The sequence below is a fragment of the Flavivirga amylovorans genome (assembly GCF_030540875.1).
GTDB classification, from domain to species: Bacteria; Bacteroidota; Bacteroidia; order Flavobacteriales; family Flavobacteriaceae; genus Flavivirga; species Flavivirga amylovorans.
The window spans coordinates 375,064-393,516 of record NZ_JAUOEM010000001.1; the positions used below are offsets into that span (position 1 = coordinate 375,064).

18 protein-coding genes are annotated in these 18,453 nt (G+C 31.5%); 3 read left to right on the forward strand and 15 right to left on the reverse strand.

The window, feature by feature from the left end; all coding sequences use genetic code 11:
• Positions 1 to 46 precede the first annotated feature (46 nt).
• A complete protein-coding gene (ftsH, locus tag Q4Q39_RS01525; RefSeq protein WP_303280598.1) occupies positions 47 to 1,987 on the reverse strand; it encodes an ATP-dependent zinc metalloprotease FtsH in 1,941 nt (646 codons plus the stop codon).
• A gap of 9 nt (positions 1,988 to 1,996) precedes the next feature.
• A complete protein-coding gene (gene rsfS, locus Q4Q39_RS01530) occupies positions 1,997 to 2,368 on the reverse strand; it encodes a ribosome silencing factor (RefSeq protein ID WP_303280599.1) in 372 nt (123 codons plus the stop codon).
• Positions 2,369 to 2,462: 94 nt separating this feature from the next.
• Here rsfS and Q4Q39_RS01535 point away from each other — a divergent pair, with 94 nt between their 5' ends.
• Entirely contained in the window at positions 2,463 to 3,194 is a 732-nt protein-coding gene (locus tag Q4Q39_RS01535; protein ID WP_303280600.1) for a biotin--[acetyl-CoA-carboxylase] ligase, read from the forward strand.
• Here Q4Q39_RS01535 and Q4Q39_RS01540 read toward each other — a convergent pair.
• Complete coding sequence (locus Q4Q39_RS01540) at positions 3,191 to 3,586, reverse strand: SRPBCC family protein (protein WP_303280601.1); 396 nt, start codon at positions 3,584 to 3,586, stop codon at positions 3,191 to 3,193. The two genes, Q4Q39_RS01535 and Q4Q39_RS01540, sit on opposite strands and share 4 nt — an antisense overlap.
• A gap of 25 nt (positions 3,587 to 3,611) precedes the next feature.
• Positions 3,612 to 4,256, reverse strand: a complete 645-nt coding sequence (gene pyrE, locus Q4Q39_RS01545) for an orotate phosphoribosyltransferase (protein ID WP_303280602.1) — start codon at positions 4,254 to 4,256, stop codon at positions 3,612 to 3,614.
• A gap of 131 nt (positions 4,257 to 4,387) precedes the next feature.
• On the opposite strand from pyrE, the gene Q4Q39_RS01550 reads away from it, so the two are divergent.
• Positions 4,388 to 4,969: an NUDIX hydrolase gene (locus Q4Q39_RS01550; RefSeq protein WP_303280603.1), complete on the forward strand. Its 582-nt coding sequence runs from the start codon at positions 4,388 to 4,390 to the stop codon at positions 4,967 to 4,969.
• A 202-nt stretch (positions 4,970 to 5,171) separates the two neighbouring features.
• Here Q4Q39_RS01550 and Q4Q39_RS01555 read toward each other — a convergent pair whose 3' ends face one another.
• From Q4Q39_RS01555 to Q4Q39_RS01570, 4 genes are all read right to left on the reverse strand, one after another.
• Complete coding sequence (locus Q4Q39_RS01555) at positions 5,172 to 7,016, reverse strand: PLP-dependent aminotransferase family protein (protein ID WP_303281297.1); 1,845 nt, start codon at positions 7,014 to 7,016, stop codon at positions 5,172 to 5,174.
• A 160-nt stretch (positions 7,017 to 7,176) separates the two neighbouring features.
• Entirely contained in the window at positions 7,177 to 7,842 is a 666-nt protein-coding gene (gene msrA, locus Q4Q39_RS01560; protein ID WP_303280604.1) for a peptide-methionine (S)-S-oxide reductase MsrA, read from the reverse strand.
• A gap of 157 nt (positions 7,843 to 7,999) precedes the next feature.
• Positions 8,000 to 8,779, reverse strand: coding sequence for a zinc ribbon domain-containing protein (locus Q4Q39_RS01565; protein ID WP_303280605.1), 780 nt, complete (start codon positions 8,777 to 8,779; stop codon positions 8,000 to 8,002).
• A 3-nt stretch (positions 8,780 to 8,782) separates the two neighbouring features.
• Positions 8,783 to 9,877, reverse strand: coding sequence for a Nif3-like dinuclear metal center hexameric protein (locus tag Q4Q39_RS01570; protein ID WP_303280606.1), 1,095 nt, complete (start codon positions 9,875 to 9,877; stop codon positions 8,783 to 8,785).
• A gap of 46 nt (positions 9,878 to 9,923) precedes the next feature.
• Between Q4Q39_RS01570 and lpxK the strand changes: the two genes are divergently transcribed.
• Positions 9,924 to 10,934, forward strand: a complete 1,011-nt coding sequence (gene lpxK, locus Q4Q39_RS01575; protein ID WP_303280607.1) for a tetraacyldisaccharide 4'-kinase — start codon at positions 9,924 to 9,926, stop codon at positions 10,932 to 10,934.
• On the opposite strand, the gene Q4Q39_RS01580 is transcribed toward lpxK, so the two are convergent.
• The 7 genes from Q4Q39_RS01580 to Q4Q39_RS01610 form a co-directional block, all read right to left on the reverse strand.
• On the reverse strand, positions 10,924 to 13,125 hold the full coding sequence (locus Q4Q39_RS01580; RefSeq protein ID WP_303280608.1) for an ATP-binding protein: 2,202 nt from the start codon (positions 13,123 to 13,125) through the stop codon (positions 10,924 to 10,926). The two genes, lpxK and Q4Q39_RS01580, sit on opposite strands and share 11 nt — an antisense overlap.
• Before the next feature lie 63 nt (positions 13,126 to 13,188).
• Positions 13,189 to 14,205, reverse strand: coding sequence for a type I glyceraldehyde-3-phosphate dehydrogenase (gene gap, locus Q4Q39_RS01585; RefSeq protein WP_303280609.1), 1,017 nt, complete (start codon positions 14,203 to 14,205; stop codon positions 13,189 to 13,191).
• A 3-nt stretch (positions 14,206 to 14,208) separates the two neighbouring features.
• On the reverse strand, positions 14,209 to 15,087 hold the full coding sequence (lipA, locus tag Q4Q39_RS01590; RefSeq protein ID WP_303280610.1) for a lipoyl synthase: 879 nt from the start codon (positions 15,085 to 15,087) through the stop codon (positions 14,209 to 14,211).
• 47 nt (positions 15,088 to 15,134) lie between these two features.
• Positions 15,135 to 16,379, reverse strand: coding sequence for an NRAMP family divalent metal transporter (locus tag Q4Q39_RS01595; RefSeq protein ID WP_303280611.1), 1,245 nt, complete (start codon positions 16,377 to 16,379; stop codon positions 15,135 to 15,137).
• Entirely contained in the window at positions 16,380 to 16,925 is a 546-nt protein-coding gene (locus tag Q4Q39_RS01600; RefSeq protein ID WP_303280612.1) for an RNA polymerase sigma factor, read from the reverse strand.
• A complete protein-coding gene (locus Q4Q39_RS01605; protein ID WP_425555744.1) occupies positions 16,916 to 18,028 on the reverse strand; it encodes a glycosyltransferase in 1,113 nt (370 codons plus the stop codon). The genes Q4Q39_RS01600 and Q4Q39_RS01605 overlap by 10 nt, the downstream gene beginning before the upstream one ends.
• A 10-nt stretch (positions 18,029 to 18,038) precedes the next feature.
• Positions 18,039 to 18,242, reverse strand: coding sequence for a membrane or secreted protein (locus tag Q4Q39_RS01610; protein WP_303280614.1), 204 nt, complete (start codon positions 18,240 to 18,242; stop codon positions 18,039 to 18,041).
• Between the last annotated feature and the right edge of the window lie 211 nt (positions 18,243 to 18,453).

Below are 18,453 nucleotides of genomic sequence, written 5' to 3' on the forward strand. Positions count from 1 at the left end.
ATTTAAGATTTTTACTAAAAGCTTAACAAAATTATATGTTTACGAGCTATTTATCTAAGTTTTCACGGGCTTCTTTTTCAAAAGCGCGTTCTCCAAATATTTTTTCAAGATTATCTTTAAAGATAACTTCTTTTTCAAGAAGAACTTCGGCAAGTTCTGTTAATTTATCTTTATTGTCTTCAAGCAATTTGATAGCTCGTTGGTATTGTTTTTCAATAATATCTGAAATCTCCTTGTCAATCAATTCTGCTGTTTGTTCGCTATATGGCTTTGTAAAGCCGTATTCGCTTTGTCCAGAATCGTAATAAGTTAAATTCCCTATTTTATCACTTAAGCCATATATGGTAACCATAGCTCTTGCTTGTTTAGTTACTTTTTCCAGATCACTAAGAGCACCAGTAGATATTTTATCAAAAATCACCTTTTCTGCTGCGCGACCTCCAAGGGCAGCACACATCTCATCTAACATTTGTTCTGGTCTAACAATTAGGCGTTCTTCTGGTAAATACCATGCTGCACCTAATGAGCGTCCACGAGGAACAATAGTGACTTTAACCAAAGGAGCTGCATGTTCAAGCATCCAACTTACTGTTGCATGACCAGCTTCGTGGTAGGCAACGGCTTTTTTCTCGCTTGGTGTTATGATTTTATTTTTCTTTTCTAATCCGCCAATAATTCTATCTACGGCATCAAGGAAATCTTGCTTGTCAACAGCTTTTTTGCCATTTCTAGCAGCAATAAGAGCAGCTTCGTTACAAACATTGGCAATATCTGCTCCAGAGAATCCAGGAGTTTGTTTTGAAAGAAAATCAGTGTCCAAATCTTTAGCCTTTTTTAAAGGTCTTAAATGCACTTCAAAAATCTCTTTACGTTCGCGAATATCTGGTAAGTCAACAAATATTTGTCTATCAAAACGTCCAGCACGCATTAATGCCTTATCTAAAATATCAGCTCTATTGGTAGCGGCAATTACGATAACGTTGGTATTTGTTCCAAAACCATCCATTTCTGTTAGTAATTGGTTAAGTGTATTTTCACGTTCATCATTACTTCCAGACATTGCATTTTTACCTCTGGCACGACCAATGGCGTCTATTTCATCTATAAAAATTATAGAAGGTGATTTTTCTTTGGCTTGTTTAAATAAGTCTCTTACACGTGAAGCACCAACCCCAACAAACATTTCAACAAAATCGGAACCGGATAATGAAAAGAAAGGAACCTTGGCTTCTCCTGCAACGGCTCTAGCTAATAATGTCTTTCCTGTTCCTGGAGGCCCTACAAGTAATGCTCCTTTTGGAATTTTACCACCAAGCGTCGTATATTTTTCTGGGAATTTAAGGAAATCCACAATTTCTTGAACTTCTTCTTTAGCACCTTCTAGACCTGCTACATCTTTAAATGTTGTTTTTACTTCAGTGTTCTGGTCAAAAAGTTTTGCTTTAGATTTTCCGATATTGAATATCTGTCCACCAGCACCGCCACCAGCACCACCAGACATACGTCTCATGATAAAAATCCAAACACCAATAAGTAAAATAAAAGGTAGGATGCCCATTAAAAGATTACCCCAATCGTTGGTTTCTGTATCAAACGTTACAACAGGTTTAACCGTTAAGTTTTTTGTAAGTTCATTTAAACGATTTTCAAAATTTTGAAGATCACCAAATTCAAATTTGTAGTTTGGTAACTTTGTAGCAGAAGGAATAAGTGTTGTTGGTTTTGAGTTTTTATGGACCTCTTTAGCCTCAGCATCTTTGGTTAAATAAACTCTAGCGACACGTGTGTTTTTTACAATATCAACTTTTTCTACATCACCATCTTCTAAAAACCTGAAAAAGTCTGAAGGTGTTGTCATATTGCCATCTTGGTAGCTTCCATTGCTAAATAATTGAAAGCCTAAGAAAACAGCTATTAATATTCCATAAATCCAGTACGGGCTAAATTTTGGTTTTTTGTCTTTTATATTTTTTTTATCGTTTGCCATCTGATTTTTTTAGTAGCTAGTTTCTATAACTGTTGTTTTTGCATCTCCCCAAAGACTTTCAATATCGTAATACTCTCTAATGTGTTTTTGAAACACATGTACTACCACATTTACGTAATCTATCAATACCCATTCGGCATTATCAACCCCTTCAGTATGCCAAGGGTTGTCTTTAAGTTCTTTACTTACTTTCTTTTGTATTGAATTAACTATGGCATTTACTTGTGTGTTTGAAGTACCTTCACAAATTATAAAGTAATCACAAACCGTATTTTCAATCTCTCTTAAATCTAGGATATTTATTTTATTGCCTTTAACATCTTCAATGCCATTTATTATTACAGATATTAATTGGTCTGCGCTTATATTTTCTTTCGCCATTAATTTTATTTAATTTATGCAAAGTTATTATTTTTTTAGTTCTTTATACTTTAAAATAATCATAAGATTTTATAGTATCTTTAATAACTTCAATATGCTTATAGTCAAACTTAATGCCACCGATTCCACAAATAGCTATTTGCGAAAGCTTAGTACGGAAGAAACTATAGGTGATTATACGACTGTTATTGCAAAAAAACAAACACAGGGGCGTGGACAAATGGGTACTGTTTGGGATTCGCAAGCGTCTAAAAATCTTACGTTTAGCGTGTTTAAAGATGTTTCTAAACTACATTTGGAATATCCTTTTTATATTAGTATTGTTACCTCTTTAGCTTTATTGAAGACGTTGCAATTTTTTTCAATTTCACGATTAAGTATAAAATGGCCAAACGACATTTTGTCAGAAAACAAAAAGATTTGTGGTATTTTAATTGAAAATGTCATAAAGCAAAATAATATAAACGCCTCAGTTATTGGCATTGGTTTAAATGTAAATCAAACTAAATTCAACAATTTACCTAAAGCTTCTTCTTTAAAAATTATTTCTGGAAAAGTGTTCGATTTGGATGAAATAGTTCATGAGATTTTAAAAAATTTAGAATATTATTTTCTTCTATTAGAAAAAGGAGATTATGATATTTTAAAAAACGATTATGAAACATATTTATTTAGAAAAAATAAACCTTCAACATTTAAAGATGAAGAAGGTATTATATTTTCTGGTTATATAAAAGGAATTTCCGAATCTGGAAATCTTCAAGTTTTGCTAGAAGATGATATTATTGAAGAGTTCGATTTAAAAACGATTACTCTTTTATATTAAATCGCATTAGGAATACTAGTGGCAAGTGTTTCAATAAATTTGCTAATAGGCCCTTTTATCATCATCGCCATCATTGGATTAAATTCTCCGCTAAATTTTAATTGAACTTCACTGGAAGTTTCACTAACGCCATCAATATTCGCAATAAGAGAGAAATCTAATTTTCCGCCAGCAGCTCCTAAAGTTATTTTATTCGGTGCTATGGCTTCTTTCTTTTTAAGAATAATTTCGGGCATACCTTTTAAAGCAAATAAAAATTTGTCGCTTTCTAAAACTTCAAATTTGCTAATGTTTTCTGGCATTAAGGTTTCGAAATTTTTAACATCAGATAAAAAATCAAATACTTCTTGAGGTGATTTACTAACGTTAATTTTTGGAGATTCTAAATTCATGATTTTTATTTTAGTAAAAGGTATATCAATTTGCGTTCCATTTTGATGGATTGCTATTCCATTCAGATAATGTCATTAGTTCTTTTTCTGAGATGTAATTAGTGTCTAAAGCTTGTTCTAGCAGACTTTGATAGTTACTAAGCGTTTGAAGTTCAATTTGTTCTGTTTCAAAATTTTCAGTTGCAACATCAAAGCCATAAGTGAAAATAGCAACCATACCTTTTACATTTATTTTGGCATCTTTTAAAGCTTTTACAGCATTTAAACTACTTTTTCCTGTACTGATTAAATCTTCAACAACAACAACATTTTGTCCTCCTTCAATAAAACCTTCTATTTGGTTTTTTCGACCATGCCCTTTAGCATCTGGTCTCACATATATAAAAGGTAAGCCTAAATAATCTGCAACGAGCATACCTATACCAATTGCACCAGTAGCAACACCTGCAATGGCATCTGGTTTACCGTATTTATTTTCTATATATTTCCCCATTGTTTCACTAATGTAATTACGAATTAGCGGAAACGATAATACAATACGATTGTCGCAATAAATAGGCGATTTCCATCCTGAGGCCCAGGTAAATGGTTCTTTTGGACTAAGTTTTATAGCATTAACTTGTAATAAAACTTCAGCTGTTTTTTTGGCGGTATCTTTGTTAAAAATCATGCTGGCAAAATTACGTATAAATTTAGATTTACCTATGAGTTGTTTTATGAATAAAAATATTTTTTTCAACAATGTGTAGATTGTAACTAAAAATGATATTTTTACCGTATTCTAACAGTCAGTAGCAAAGTATGTATAAAGTTTTTGTGGGAGATAAACCTATTATATTAACAACTAAAGTTGAACAAGAGATCAATTTTAAAAATTATTTACTCGATACTGTAAACATAGGAAAAGTTATTAAAGAACTTAATACAACGTCTTTAAATGAAGTTCGCCTTATTCACAAAAATGAAGATAAACTTCTAAAAAAATTCTTAAAAAAGCTGCCTAATGTTATAGCTGGTGGAGGAAAAGTATATAATGAAAACAATGATGTCTTATTTATATACAGAAATGATAAATGGGATTTGCCTAAAGGTAAGGTAGAAGGTAATGAAACTATTGAAAAAACAGCTATTCGTGAAGTGTCTGAAGAAACGGGAGTTGCCGGGTTGGAGATTTTAAAGCCTTTAGAAACTACCTACCATATTTTTAAACGTAATGGACGTCACAAAATCAAAATTACTTATTGGTTTGAAATGAAAACTAATTTCAAAGGTAATTTGTATGGACAAGAAGAAGAAGGTATAACAAAAGTCGAGTGGTTAAATGAAAATCAAGCTAAGGATGCTCTTGTAAATTCTTATGCTAATATTAAGTTGTTGATTTAGATTTTATTAAACAAGTTTTACTTGATTCGGTTGCTACTTTTTTAGCTTTTGCAGATACCTGTATTTTCTATAAACCCTCTATGAGGTAAGAAACTATTTGCAATTTTTATTTTTTTCGATGAATGACATTATATTTCTATTTAAATAAATTAAACAAAAGTACTGCGAAGGTACTTCTACTAACCCCCCCCCCAAAAAAAAATCAAATTTTCTCAACAAATTTTAAAAAGACTTTTTTATGAAGTTCAAGGTCCATATTCGGAGAAAGTGCTACACGGGTAATATAATCTTTATCACCTTCTTTAGTTGTCCCTTGAGTAGATGTTGCCGGTATCGTCCAATAACATCCATTTAACTGTCCATAGCTCACACAGTACTTACTTTCATTAGGGATTTCTGTAATCATCAAATGGATTAATTTATGATTTAGCGCTCTTTTATAAGATTCTTTTTCTTCATCAGTACTACCTTTCGTGGGAAGATCTAATGAAAACACGGATGGTGTAAATCCTTTATTAGCCAATTCTTCTGAAACAAAATTGATTTTCGCTTCTGGTAAAGTATCGTTGATAAAGTTTACAAATTCACGTGTATTCTTATAAGCATCATAAATTCTTTGGTTCATTGAAGGCAATTGTTTTGCTAATATTTCAATTTGAAGATTTGTAGCTTCGTTATCGCATAGTATTAGATGTTTTTCTATTTTTTCCATCAAAACCTCCGTTTTCTTATTTCCTGCACAGTAGCCAGCAGTGCATTGCCCGCCACTTGGAAATTTCGATCCGCTCACATATGAAATAGCATTAATCGTTGAGAATATGTCACCTTCACCTAAAAAGTGAACATTAGGACAAAATGTTTGATCTAGAATAAAAACTGGATCGATGGCCATATCACCCGTTTCGGTTTTACGGGTTGCACTTAAAACATCTATTAACTTTGTAAGATCAGGAACTTCAACCCTAGGGTTTGTCGGGATTTCAGCAATGATGTAAGGGATAGCATCTTCGTTGGCAATTTTATTTAAAACGAGATCAATACTCTGAACCATATCGTTATCACTATCCACTAGCAAATCCACCACTTCAACATTATCAATGCTAGCAGCGACTCGTCTTGCTTGGTCATTTGTTCCACCATAACAATTTGGAGGAACAACAAATTTGATAGCTTTTCCTTTATTTTTTTCTAGTGCATCGTGAACTAACCCCATCATAATTGCATATTGAATAGATAGTCCACTAGAACCAACTAGTGGCTTTGTATGTACTCTGGTAATGGCTGCAATGGAATCTAAGACAAGTCGTTTGTTTGCCTCGACATTGCTTTTGTTATCATTAATAGAAGGTTTCTTTATTAGCATCTTTAATGCAGCAAGACAATTCGCAGGCGTCATTGCAATGGTTTCTCTTCTTCGTACATGCTGAATTTCTGAGATATAATTTTCATTTTGTTCACCATTTACTAATAAAATACTTCCGAGCTGAGAATGAACATTGATAAAAAAATCAATACTTGGAGTGAGATCAATATTAGAAATTTCATCTTGTTGTGAAATGAAAATGGTACTGCCGTTAAACACGGGAATGTCTGAAACTTTTTCAACACGTATTAAATCAAATTTATAACCGTAAATACGTTGTAAGACTTCTACATCAAATAAATCTGGTAATTCATCTGTATAAACGATTTGTGTATTTTTATTCTCTAATAAATTTTTTCTTAGAATTGCCAAAACAGGAATCGTTTTTGATGAAAAACTTATTATATTTTTTGGTTTTAGATTGTTTAAATTAGCAATTGCCCATTCTAGTAGGCAAGATAATGGATGACCTAATCTAATATAGTCGAAAGCAGTGGGTAATTCACTTAGTGCTAATGATTTAGAATTATTGTTATTAAATAAGGTTTCAAACTGTTCTAAGAATTGAGTTTTTGCCAGCTTTTCATCATAAATATCTAATCGATGTGTTGTTAGATTCAACCAGTCAGTTGGTACATTTTCTAATACATCGTTAATATAATTTAGCACTTTATTGTCTTCCATAATTTTCACCTTTAGAAAGCGCAAAAATATACATTAATTAGAGTTAATTTATAAGTGTAATAAAGCGTTTTTTAAAATTGAGCCTAATGCAAAGATAAAGCTCCGTTTCAATGACGTTAATTGAAAATTTTTATAATGTCAAATTTGAGTTAAAAACTATTTAATGACTATCATTATCTTTTAATAATTCAGGGAATTTAGCTTTAAACCTATTTAATCTAGGTATGGATACGTTTCTTATGTAACCATTATTTGGGTGTAGTTTTTCGTAATTTTGATGATAATCTTCAGCAATCCAAAATTTTTGAAATGGATATACTTCAGCTGCTATTTTAGCACCTGTTTTTTTTGCTAAAGCTTCTTTTTTCTTCAAAATGACCTGTTTTTGGGCTTCATTTTGATAAAAAATAATAGAACGATATTGAGAGCCTCTGTCGTTACCTTGTCCATTTACTTGTGTTACATTCTGTGATCCAAAATAGACATCGACTAAAGTTTCAAAACTTACAACATTAGGATCGTAAATAATTTCGACAGCTTCTGCGTGTCCTGTTCTTCCTGTGTTACTGGATACGTAAGTTGGGTTCTTTGTATGACCGCCAGAATATCCAGAAATGGATTCTTCAACACCTTTTACGCTTTCGTAAATAGCCTCTACACACCAAAAACAACCACTTGCAAAATAAGCTCGAGCTTTCCCTTTTTTTAGGGGAACTTCAACGGGATCTGCATTGATAACGGCTTGTTGTTTTGCATTTACCTGTGCAGTATTATTTTGACAACTAAACAAAATAGCTAGTATGAATATTGGTAATACCTTTTTCATTGAGAATATATTTTTCATTTCCTTGGGGAAGGAAATCTTATTAGTTTTTTATAGTAGACGAATAAAAATACAAAACCTTAAAAAGTAGTTTAAAAGTTTTTATAATAAAAAAGCCTTCATAATTATGAAGGCTTTAAAATATATACTTGGTAATGGATTAAAGTTTCGAAAACATTTTTTCCATTTTTGCTTTTTGTTCTTCAGCTAAAGCAGCATCTACCAATATTCTACCACTGTGCTCATCAGTAATTACTTTTTTGCGAGAAGCAATTTCTACTTGTACTTGTGGCGGTATTGTAAAGAAAGATCCTCCAGAGGCACCTCTTTCAATTGGCACAACAGCTAAGCCATTTTTTACATTTAGACGAATTCTATTATAAGCAGATACTAAACGCTCTTCAATTTGATTTTTGTAAGCTTCCGATTTTCCGATTAAAGCTTGCTCTTCTTTTTCAGTTTCAGCTAAAATGGCATCTAATTCACCTTTTTTGTGCTTTAAATGTGTTTCACGTTCTTTCAAACGCCCTTTTGTTTCAGCTATAACTTCTTTCTTTTGATCAATTTGAACCTTAAATTCTTTAATGTGCTTTTCAGCTAGTTCAATTTCCAATTCTTGAAATTCAACCTCTTTAGTTAAAGAATTGTATTCTCTGTTATTTCTAACATTTTTTTGCTGTTCGCTGTACTTCTTTATTAAAGCTTTAGACTCTTCAATAAGATTTTTCTTTGAAGTAATATCGTTATCGATTACTTCTAAACTTGAAACAAGTTTTTCTAATCTTATGTTTAGTCCAGCAACTTCATCTTCTAAATCACGAACTTCTAAAGGAAGTTCTCCACGAACATTTCTGATTTCATCTATACGAGAATCGATTAGTTGTAAATCGTATAAAGCTCTTAAGCGCTCTTCTACAGTTACTTCTTTCTTTTTAGCCATACTTTAAAAATACTTAACAGGATTGGTATTTGTCTTTGATAAAACGACTGCAAAATTAGTAATTTTTTTCGTAAGATTTGCTACTAAAAGGTTTTTTGTGTACTGTTCGCTTTCATAATGCCCAATATCAGCCAAAAGAATCCTGTTTTCTGCTATAAAAAAGTCGTGATATTTTAAATCTGAAGTTATAAAAGCATCAGCTCCAGATGCTTTAGCTGCCCCAATGGCAAAACTTCCGGATCCTCCTAATACGGCTATTCTTTTTATGGGTTTGTTTAAAAATGAAGAATGCCTAATGCATCCTGTGTTCATTTTTGCTTTTAAATAATTTAAAAAACTAGATTCGTCCATGGCGTCCTTTAGTTCACCAACCATACCCATCCCTATATTTTGGTTTTTGTTTTCAAGTGTCGTTATTTCGTAAGCAACTTCTTCGTAGCTGTGAGCATCGAAAAGAGTTTTTATAATTTTTGATTCTAAATGTTTGGCATAAGTAACTGTAATTTTAGTTTCAATTTCGGTATGTGCTTTTCCTTTTTCTCCTTTTGTTGGATTGGAATTTTCATTACCATTAAAAGTACCGTAACCTTCTACATTAAAGCTACAATCATTATAATTGCCAATATTTCCAGCTCCAACATGAAATAAAGCAGTTCGCAATCGATCAGCTTCTTCTTTAGGTACATAAGTTGTTAATTTTTTTATCGTTTCTGATTGTGGAATTAAAATGCGTTTATTGGTTAGATCCAATTTATTACAAATCATGTCATTAACGCCATTTATAGCATTATCTATGGCGGTATGCATCGAGTAAATGGCTATATCGTGTTTAATTGCTTTCATAACGACACGTTCAACATAATTTTTTCCTGTTATCTTTTTTAAGCCTTTAAAGATAATAGGGTGAAAACTAACTATAAGGTTACAGTTTTCTTCTATAGCTTCCTCTACAACAGCTTCAAGTGTGTCTAATGTAACAAGAATACCAGTTACTTTTTCATTTTTATTACCAACTAAAAGGCCTACATTGTCAAAATCTTCAGCGTAGGCTAGTGGTGCTAATTCTTCTAAGTGGTTAATAACGTCTTGAACAATCATAGTATTTGTGTTTAAATTCAAAGATAAAATAATTACATTCGTTGTGATGATTTTTTTACGTTACATTTTGTGTCCAGTTGTTCCTATTTACTATTTAGTAACATGGTTTAGGAATAAGTTATATGATTTAGGAATTAAAAAGTCTATGTCTCATAAACTTCCTGTAATTTGCGTTGGTAATTTGAGTACTGGCGGCACTGGAAAGACCCCAATGATTGAATATTTAATTGATCTTTTAAAAAAGGATTATCGAGTAGCTACTTTAAGTCGAGGTTATAAACGAAAAACAGAAGGGTTTCAATTGGCTAACAAAGATGCTACGGCAGAATCAATAGGGGATGAGCCTTTTCAATTTTATAATAAATTTAAAGAAGACATTCTTGTAGCTGTTGATGCAGATAGAAATAATGGCATTAAGCAATTACAATCAATAGGGGATGTGCCAGAAGTTGTCTTACTAGATGATGCATTTCAGCACAGAAAGGTAAACCCTGGGTTTAATATATTGCTCACTACTTATAATAATCCATATTTTAAAGATATTGTTTTACCTACAGGGAATTTGCGTGAGCCTAGGAGAGGTGCTAAACGAGCTGATATTATAATGGTTACTAAATGCCCGGAAAATTTAAGTGAGGCTGAAAGGAATGCTATTTTAAGGCAAATAAAACCAAAAGTTAATCAGCGTGTATTTTTCAGTTCAATTAGCTATTCGAATACGGTTATTTCCAGTACTACAACCAAACCTATTAAAGGGTTAAGTGATTTTACTTTGGTCACTGGTATTGCTAATGCGTCTCCTTTAGTTCGTTTTCTAAAAGAAAAAGGTTTAAAATTTGAACATTTAAATTTTAAGGATCATCATGAATTTTTAGAGCAAGATATTCTTGAGCTTGATAAAAAGGATTTTATTGTAACTACCGAAAAGGATTTTATGCGTTTGAAACAATACGAAACCTTAAGAGATAAATTGTTTTATTTACCAATTAGTATTGTGATTAATGATGCCGTGAAAATTAATAAGCTGATTAAAGATTTTTTAAAAACTAAGCTGTAGCAGATCGATCTGTATTTGAAGCTAAAGCATTGTATAGTTTTTTCTCGAATTCTTCTTGCTTAAATGGTTTTGGAATAATATCGGTAAATCCGGCTTCATCAAATTCATGCATTTTATCTTCAATAGTAACAGCCGTTAAAGCAAAAATAGTTAGTTCCTTATCAAAAGATCGGACTCTTTTTGTAGCTTCCATTCCACTTATACCAGGCATGTGAATATCCATTAATATGATGTCATATTTGTTAGCCTTAATCATTTCAACTGCTTCTTCACCATTATCAACGATATCACATTTAAGACTCATTTTAGTAAGGATCTTTTTAGTAATCATTTGATTGATTTTATTATCCTCAACAACCAAAATCTTAACATTAGTTAAATCTAATTCACTAGCATCTCCGTCAAAATAAGCTACTTTGTTTTCTTTCTCTTCTTCTATAGACGTGTATTCAAGAGGTATTTCAAAATAAAAAGTAGTTCCTTTTTCTAATTCGCTTTTTACGTAAATTTTTCCTTTTAAGATGTCAATTAAGCCTTTTACGATAGAAAGACCTAAACCAGTACCTCCATATTTGCGATTTATTTGAATAGAACCTTGTGAGAAGCTTTCAAACATGTTGTCTTGCTTTTCTTGACTAATACCAATCCCATTATCCTCTACTTCGAAACGTAGGGTATAAAAATTGTTTTTTTCTTCTATTTTATAAACTCGTATCCATATGTCACCATCTTTAGTAAACTTGATAGAGTTACCAATTAGATTAATAAGAATTTGAGAAATTTTTAGTTGGTCAGCTATAAAATTCTCTGGTAAATCGGTATCATATTCAAAATGAATTTTGATGTTGTTGTCCTCAGCAGAGTTGTTAAGAGCTAAAACAATGTTATTTATTTTCTTTTTTAAGTTGAACGATTCTGGTTCAATATCAACTTTATTAGCTTCAATTTTATTTATTTGAAGGATATCGTTAATAAAGGTTAAAAGGTAATCTCCTGAAAATTTTAATGACTTTAAATGCTGAACTTGTTCTGGTCTTGGGTTTTCATCCAATAGCATATTACTTAAACCAGTAACAGCATAAAGAGGCGTTCTTAGCTCATGAGTTACAGTAGATAAGAAATTCGCTTTGGTTTTTGACGCTAATTCAGCTTTTTCTTTAGCAATAATAAGTTCTCCATTTTTTTTATGAAGCATATTATTGGTTTTAAGCCTAATATTGTTGTTTTTGTAAAGAGATAAGGTTAGTAGTGATAAAATAGTGATTAAAGCAACACTTAAAATAGAAATTAAAGTGCCTAAATTCTTATCATCTTCTGCTTTTTCTAATTTTTCTACGATTTCAATATTTTTTTCATTGGCCTCGTTTAACAAGTATTGTGTTTCCTGATCTTTTGAAGAGTTTATTCGTGTTAAAGTTCTTATGGAATCAGATAGCTTTAAATGCCTGTATAAATACTCTCTTGATAGTTTGAAGTTTTCAATAGCTTTATATATATTACTGATGACAAGGAAACTTTGGCTTAGTATGCTTTTAAAATGATTTTCTTTGGCAATTTTTAAGCCTTCATTAGCGAAGGTTAAAGCTTTTTCATAATCCCCTAATTTATTATAAATTATACCGTGATTAATCAGAGCATCACTTTGGGTTTTTTTATAGTCTCCCTTTTTTGCTTGAGCTAAAGCTTGCTCAATAATGTCTCTAGCTTTTCCATAATTTTTTAAATGCATATAGGTTTTACCTTCACATAAAAGTACTTCAGCTAGATTTTCATCTAATCCTTCTTCTTCAAATTTCGATTTTGCAGCGGTATATGAATCAAGTGCCTGATGGTAATCCTTTTTTGTTAAATAAACATCTCCAAAAATTTTATAAGATTTACCTAGGTTCTTGTTATCATCGATAATTCTTTGCATTTCAATCGCTTTATTAAGCGATTTTATAGCATTGTCTTCCTCTTCTATTATAAGTTGAAGCTTTCCCTTAATGGCATAAATGATTCCAATACTTCTTTTATTATCCGATTTTTCAGCCAATTTTAAGGCTTCATCTAGATTCTTTTGAGCATCGTAATAGTTGTATTTCTCCAGTTCTACTTGAGATTGCTCTATACGGTAGTTAATGTTATTTTGCTGTATTTCCGGATCTTCATCTATTGATTTTTGTGATGAAACACTCAGGCTAAATAGCATTAATAATATATATATGTAATTTTTAACTTGGGACATTTTATTAAATATTGCTAACAAATATAATTATTTTATCGACAAAATACACTTTTTTTCCGATAAATTGCATATCAGGTCGATTATTCGCTTAGAATAACCACTTTCATTATCATACCAACCAATTATTTTTACCATGTTTCCAATTACGGATGTCATACCAGCATCAAAAATACAAGAATGTGTATTTCCGACAATATCTATAGAAACGATTGGATCTTCAGTATATTCTAAAACACCTTTGTAATTTTCCTTAGAAGCTTCTTTAAAAGCATTGTTTATGTCTTTTATAGATGTGTTTTTCTTTACATTAAAAGTAATATCTGTTAAAGAACCATTTATTACAGGGACTCTTATACCGCAGCCACCTATAACTTCCGATAAATCGGGAAAAATTTTAGTTAGTGCTTTTGCAGCTCCCGTTGTAGTTGGAACTATAGATTGACTGGCAGCTCTTGAGCGACGTAAATCACGATGTGGTTGGTCATGTAAACTTTGATCAGTAGTATAAGAATGTACAGTGGTTATGTAGGCTTGATCAATACCACAAAGTTTATTTATAATATCAATCATAGGGGCAGCGTTGTTTGTAGTACATGACGCATTGGAAATTATAGTTTCAGTACCATCTATGCTACTGTCGTTAACTCCTAGAACGATAGTTTTTATTGTGTCCTCTGAAGGCGGAACGCTTAAAACAACACATTTAGCTCCATTATTTATATGGTTTTGTAGTTCTGAAGTGGTTTTAAACTTTCCTGTAGCTTCAATAACAAAATCTACATCATAAGGCTTCCAATTTGTGGTTTCCGGATGATTATTGTTTAATAAAGGTATTTTTTCTTCATTAACAATAAGGTTGTTATCGTTATAAGAAACAGTACCATTAAACAACCCATGTACACTATCATATTTAAGGAGATGGCTTAATGTTTTAGGATCGGCTAAGTCATTAATAGCAACAACTTTTATGTTTTTATAGTCTTGAAGTAACCTAAAAACACGTCTACCAATTCTTCCAAAGCCATTGATTGCAACACCAATCATAATTTAATTTATGTGTTTTTGTGCTTTATAAGAAGATCTTACTAAGGCACTACTTTCAACATGACGGAAACCTAATCCAAGTCCGATGTCTTCGTACTCTTTAAATTGATCAGGGTTAATAAATTGTTTTACAGGTAAATGTTTTTTACTGGGTTGTAGGTATTGTCCAATAGTAACAACATCAACATCATTTTCTTTAAGGTCATGAAGCGTAGCGATAACTTCTTCTCGGGTTTCTCCTAAACCAAGCATGATACCTGATTTTGTACGTCTTTGACCTTGTTGTTTTAAATACTTTAAAACGCCCATACTTCTATCGTACTGGGCTTGTATACGAACTTCCCGAGTTAGACGTCTAACAGTTTCAATATTATGAGATACAACCTCTGGTGCGACATCAATAATTCTATCTATATGCTTCTCAATACCTTGAAAATCTGGAATTAAAGTCTCGAGTGTTGTTTCTGGATTCATTCTACGAACAGCTTTAACGGTTTCAGACCACATAATGCTTCCCATATCTTTTAAATCATCTCTATCTACGCTTGTTAAAACGGCATGTTTGATTTTCATGATTTTTATAGATCGTGCTACTTTTTCGGGTTCGTCCCAATCTACAGTTTCTGGTCTCCCGGTTTTTACACCGCAAAAGCCACAAGAACGTGTACAAACATTTCCTAATATCATAAAGGTTGCTGTACCTTCTCCCCAGCATTCACCCATGTTAGGGCAACTACCAGACGTGCAAATAGTATTAAGTTTGTATTTGTCAACTAAACCTCTAAGTTCAGTATATTTTTTACCAGTTGGAAGCTTTACACGAAGCCATTTTGGTTTCGCTTGTCGTTCTGGTAATATATTTGAAACAGTTTCTGAATTCATAAATAAAAATAAAGAGCAAAGATACAAATAAAGCTTTTAAAAGTAGCCTATAAAGTCGTGAGGTACCAGATACTAAATCCAATTAAAAAAGCAATTCCTAACCAGCTTAAAATATGAAGCTGTTTTGATGGTTGCCAATCTTTTGGGGTATGTTTACTAGAAATGAGGCGATAATTAATAATAGCGTAAAAAGGAGCCGTAATGAAGGATAAAATAGTAGCTACTTTAATGAGGAACCCCATTTCTGATGCAAAAAATAAAAAGATACTAATGGTTCCAATGGCTAATAATAGTATCCAAAAGGTATAATTGAATTTTGAAGATGTATTAAAAAGTAATTGTGTGGTTTTAGACATAGCTCTTGGCGAAGCGTCTAAGGTTGTTAGTGTTGTACTAAACATAGTTGTAAACGCTGCAACACCAATAATTATATAGGCCCAATCTCCTAAACTACTTGTGTACATTTTTATTAACTGATTCGAGAAAACTCCTGCAGAATTACTAAATGTCTCACCATTATTAAACATAATTAAGGCACCCAATAAAAGAAAACCAAAACCTAAAAATATAGTGCTTATATAACCAACATTGAAATCGAATAATGTCGACTTACTGTTGTATTGTTTTGTATTTTTCTTTTTTTCAATACACCATAGCGATTGCCATACAGAAACATCTAAAGGAGCAGGCATCCAACCCATGAATGCAATTAAGAAAGTGATCTCTAAAGTGTTGTTTGGTAATATTTGAGTAAAAGAGATGGTTTTAGAGCTATCTGATAAAGCCATGCAGACAGCAATTATAGTGCTAATTGTTAATGTGATAATGATAATCTTTATTAGCTTATCCAATAGTTTATACTTGCCAGCTACTAGTAATGATAAGCATGTAATAGTGATAATAACGGTCCAAATTTTAGTGCTGGTTATAACGTAATTGCCAATTTCGAAAGCCCCAAAATTATTAAAAAGTGTGGAAGCCAAACCAGCAGTTACAACAGTTACCGCAGTTTGAATAGTAAACATAGTTGCTAGATTTAATACATAGTAGGTAGCCAAAATGCCTTTTCCTAATTTATTATAGCCATCTAATAGACTTTCTCCTGTTGCAGAAGCATAACGAGGACCAAATTGAAAAAATGGGTATTTAAATATATTTACTAAAAGTAGTGCCCAAAGTAATCCTAAACCAAAATCTGCACCAGCACGAGTAGATTGTACTAAGTGTGATACACCAACGGCTGCACCTGCAAATAATAAGCCTGGACCTAGGTTTTTGAGTTTAACAATCATTTATTTTTTTCGAATGATTTCAGCAAGTAATTTTTTTGCGCGGAGTAGTTTTACTTTTACATTGTTTATGGGTTCGTCCAATTCTTTGGAGATTTCTTTATAACTTAACTCTCTAAAATAACGCAGATTTATAACCTCTTGATAATGTGGTTTTAGTTTTTTAATATCTCGTAGCAATTTTGTTAGATGCTGTTCGGTTATTAATTTATCTTCAGGAGAGGGAGATTCATCCAAAATTTGAAAAACATCATCATCATTTTTAGAGGTCACTTGGGCTATAGAATTTTTTTCTTTTCGAAGTAAATCTATGTGTATATTTTTTGAGATCGTAATTAACCATGTTTTAAATTTAAAATCGTCGTCAAAAGTTTCAATTTTATCGAACGCTTTAGAAAATGTCTGGATGGTGATATCCTCAGCATCGTTTTCATTTTGAATTCGTTTTAATTGAAAACCATATACATCATCCCAAAAAAGATCTAATAAATAATTAAAGGCTTTCTGGTCGTTTTCTTTTGCACGTTTAATGGCTTCGTTTATTTCCAATAATTAGGCTTTGATATAAGATTGTTTATAAAGATAGTTAATTGTGTTAGAATTAAAAAAACTTCTAGGAATGGTAGTATTACTAACAGATCGTTTTCTTTTAATTTCTTTGAGGGTGCTCTAAAAATTGAATATTGAATAATAACTCTGAATAAAAATAAAGCTAAAACGATATACCAATTGTGTGTTGTTATAAATAAAGTGATTGCTAAAATCCAAAATAGTAATTGCGAACTATAAATTAAGGTTAGTAAAATTTTATGCTTTAATTTATAATATCTTGCTGTTGAAATGTGACGTCTTTTTTGTTTAAACCAGCTTTTAAAAGTCGTTTTTGGAATTGATTTTGTAAAGCCATTTTTTAAAAAACAAATGGACGTGTTTTTTTTGTTTGCTATTTGATTAACAAACAAGTCGTCATCACCAGAAAGTACTTTCATGTGATTAACAAAGCCATTATTTTTGAAAAAGGTCGTTTTTGTATAAGCTAAATTTCTGCCAACACCCATGTAAGGTAATCCTAATTTTGCAAAAGAAAAGTAATGCATTGCAGTAACTAATGTTTCATAACGGATGAGTTTGTTTAATAGAGAGTTTTTTATTTTTGAATAGCCACTATAGCCTAAGACAAGTTGTTTCTCTTTACTAAAATGGCTAGTCATATTTCTAATCCAATATTTAGACACAGGTTTACAGTCGGCATCTGTAAACAAAAGAAATTCATTTGTAGAAGCTTTAATACCTAATGTTAAGGCGTATTTTTTATTACCCCAAAACGTTTCGTTGCTTCTAACGTTTACAATTTTGATATTTTTATATTGCTTAGCAAATTGCTCCATAACTTCTAATGTATTATCATTAGATGTGTCGTTTATTAAAACAATTTCAAAGTCTGGATAGTCTTGATTAATTATAGAAGGTAAAAAGTTTTGCAAATTTTCAGCTTCATTTTTTGCACAAATGATAACTGAAACATCAATGTTTTTACGACGTTTTTTTTCTTGTTTAAGAAACGTAAATCTTGTAAAGAAAAAAAGATAAAAGATTGCTTGAATAATAACTACAACAACGAATGCGTAGAAAATAAAATCAAGAAATACCACCATGAAAAGATTATGAATGTTGAGGTTCGTTACAATCGCTAAATTGATCTGGAGTTTTTCCACAAAAACCACAGGCTTCACCATCTTTGTTGAGTACTGGGTTTTGACTTGCGCAAGTACCTGCAAATTTACCATCCTTTTTCGTCCAAATTTTAATGGCGATTCCTGCAATTCCCAGCCCTAATAAAATGATAGTTATTAAAAGAAGTTTCATGTGATACTATTTATTGTTTACCAAAATTCACATACGGTATCTAATAGATTGTTCCTTATCAGGCCATAAGGCTATTTGAAAGATATTCCAATATGATTTATTTTTCACAAAGATAATGCTTTTCATTAAAAATGATGCTGAATATAGTGATGATATACCTGAAGTGACGAATTGTAATATTTAGTGTCTAAAAGAATAATTTGTATATTAA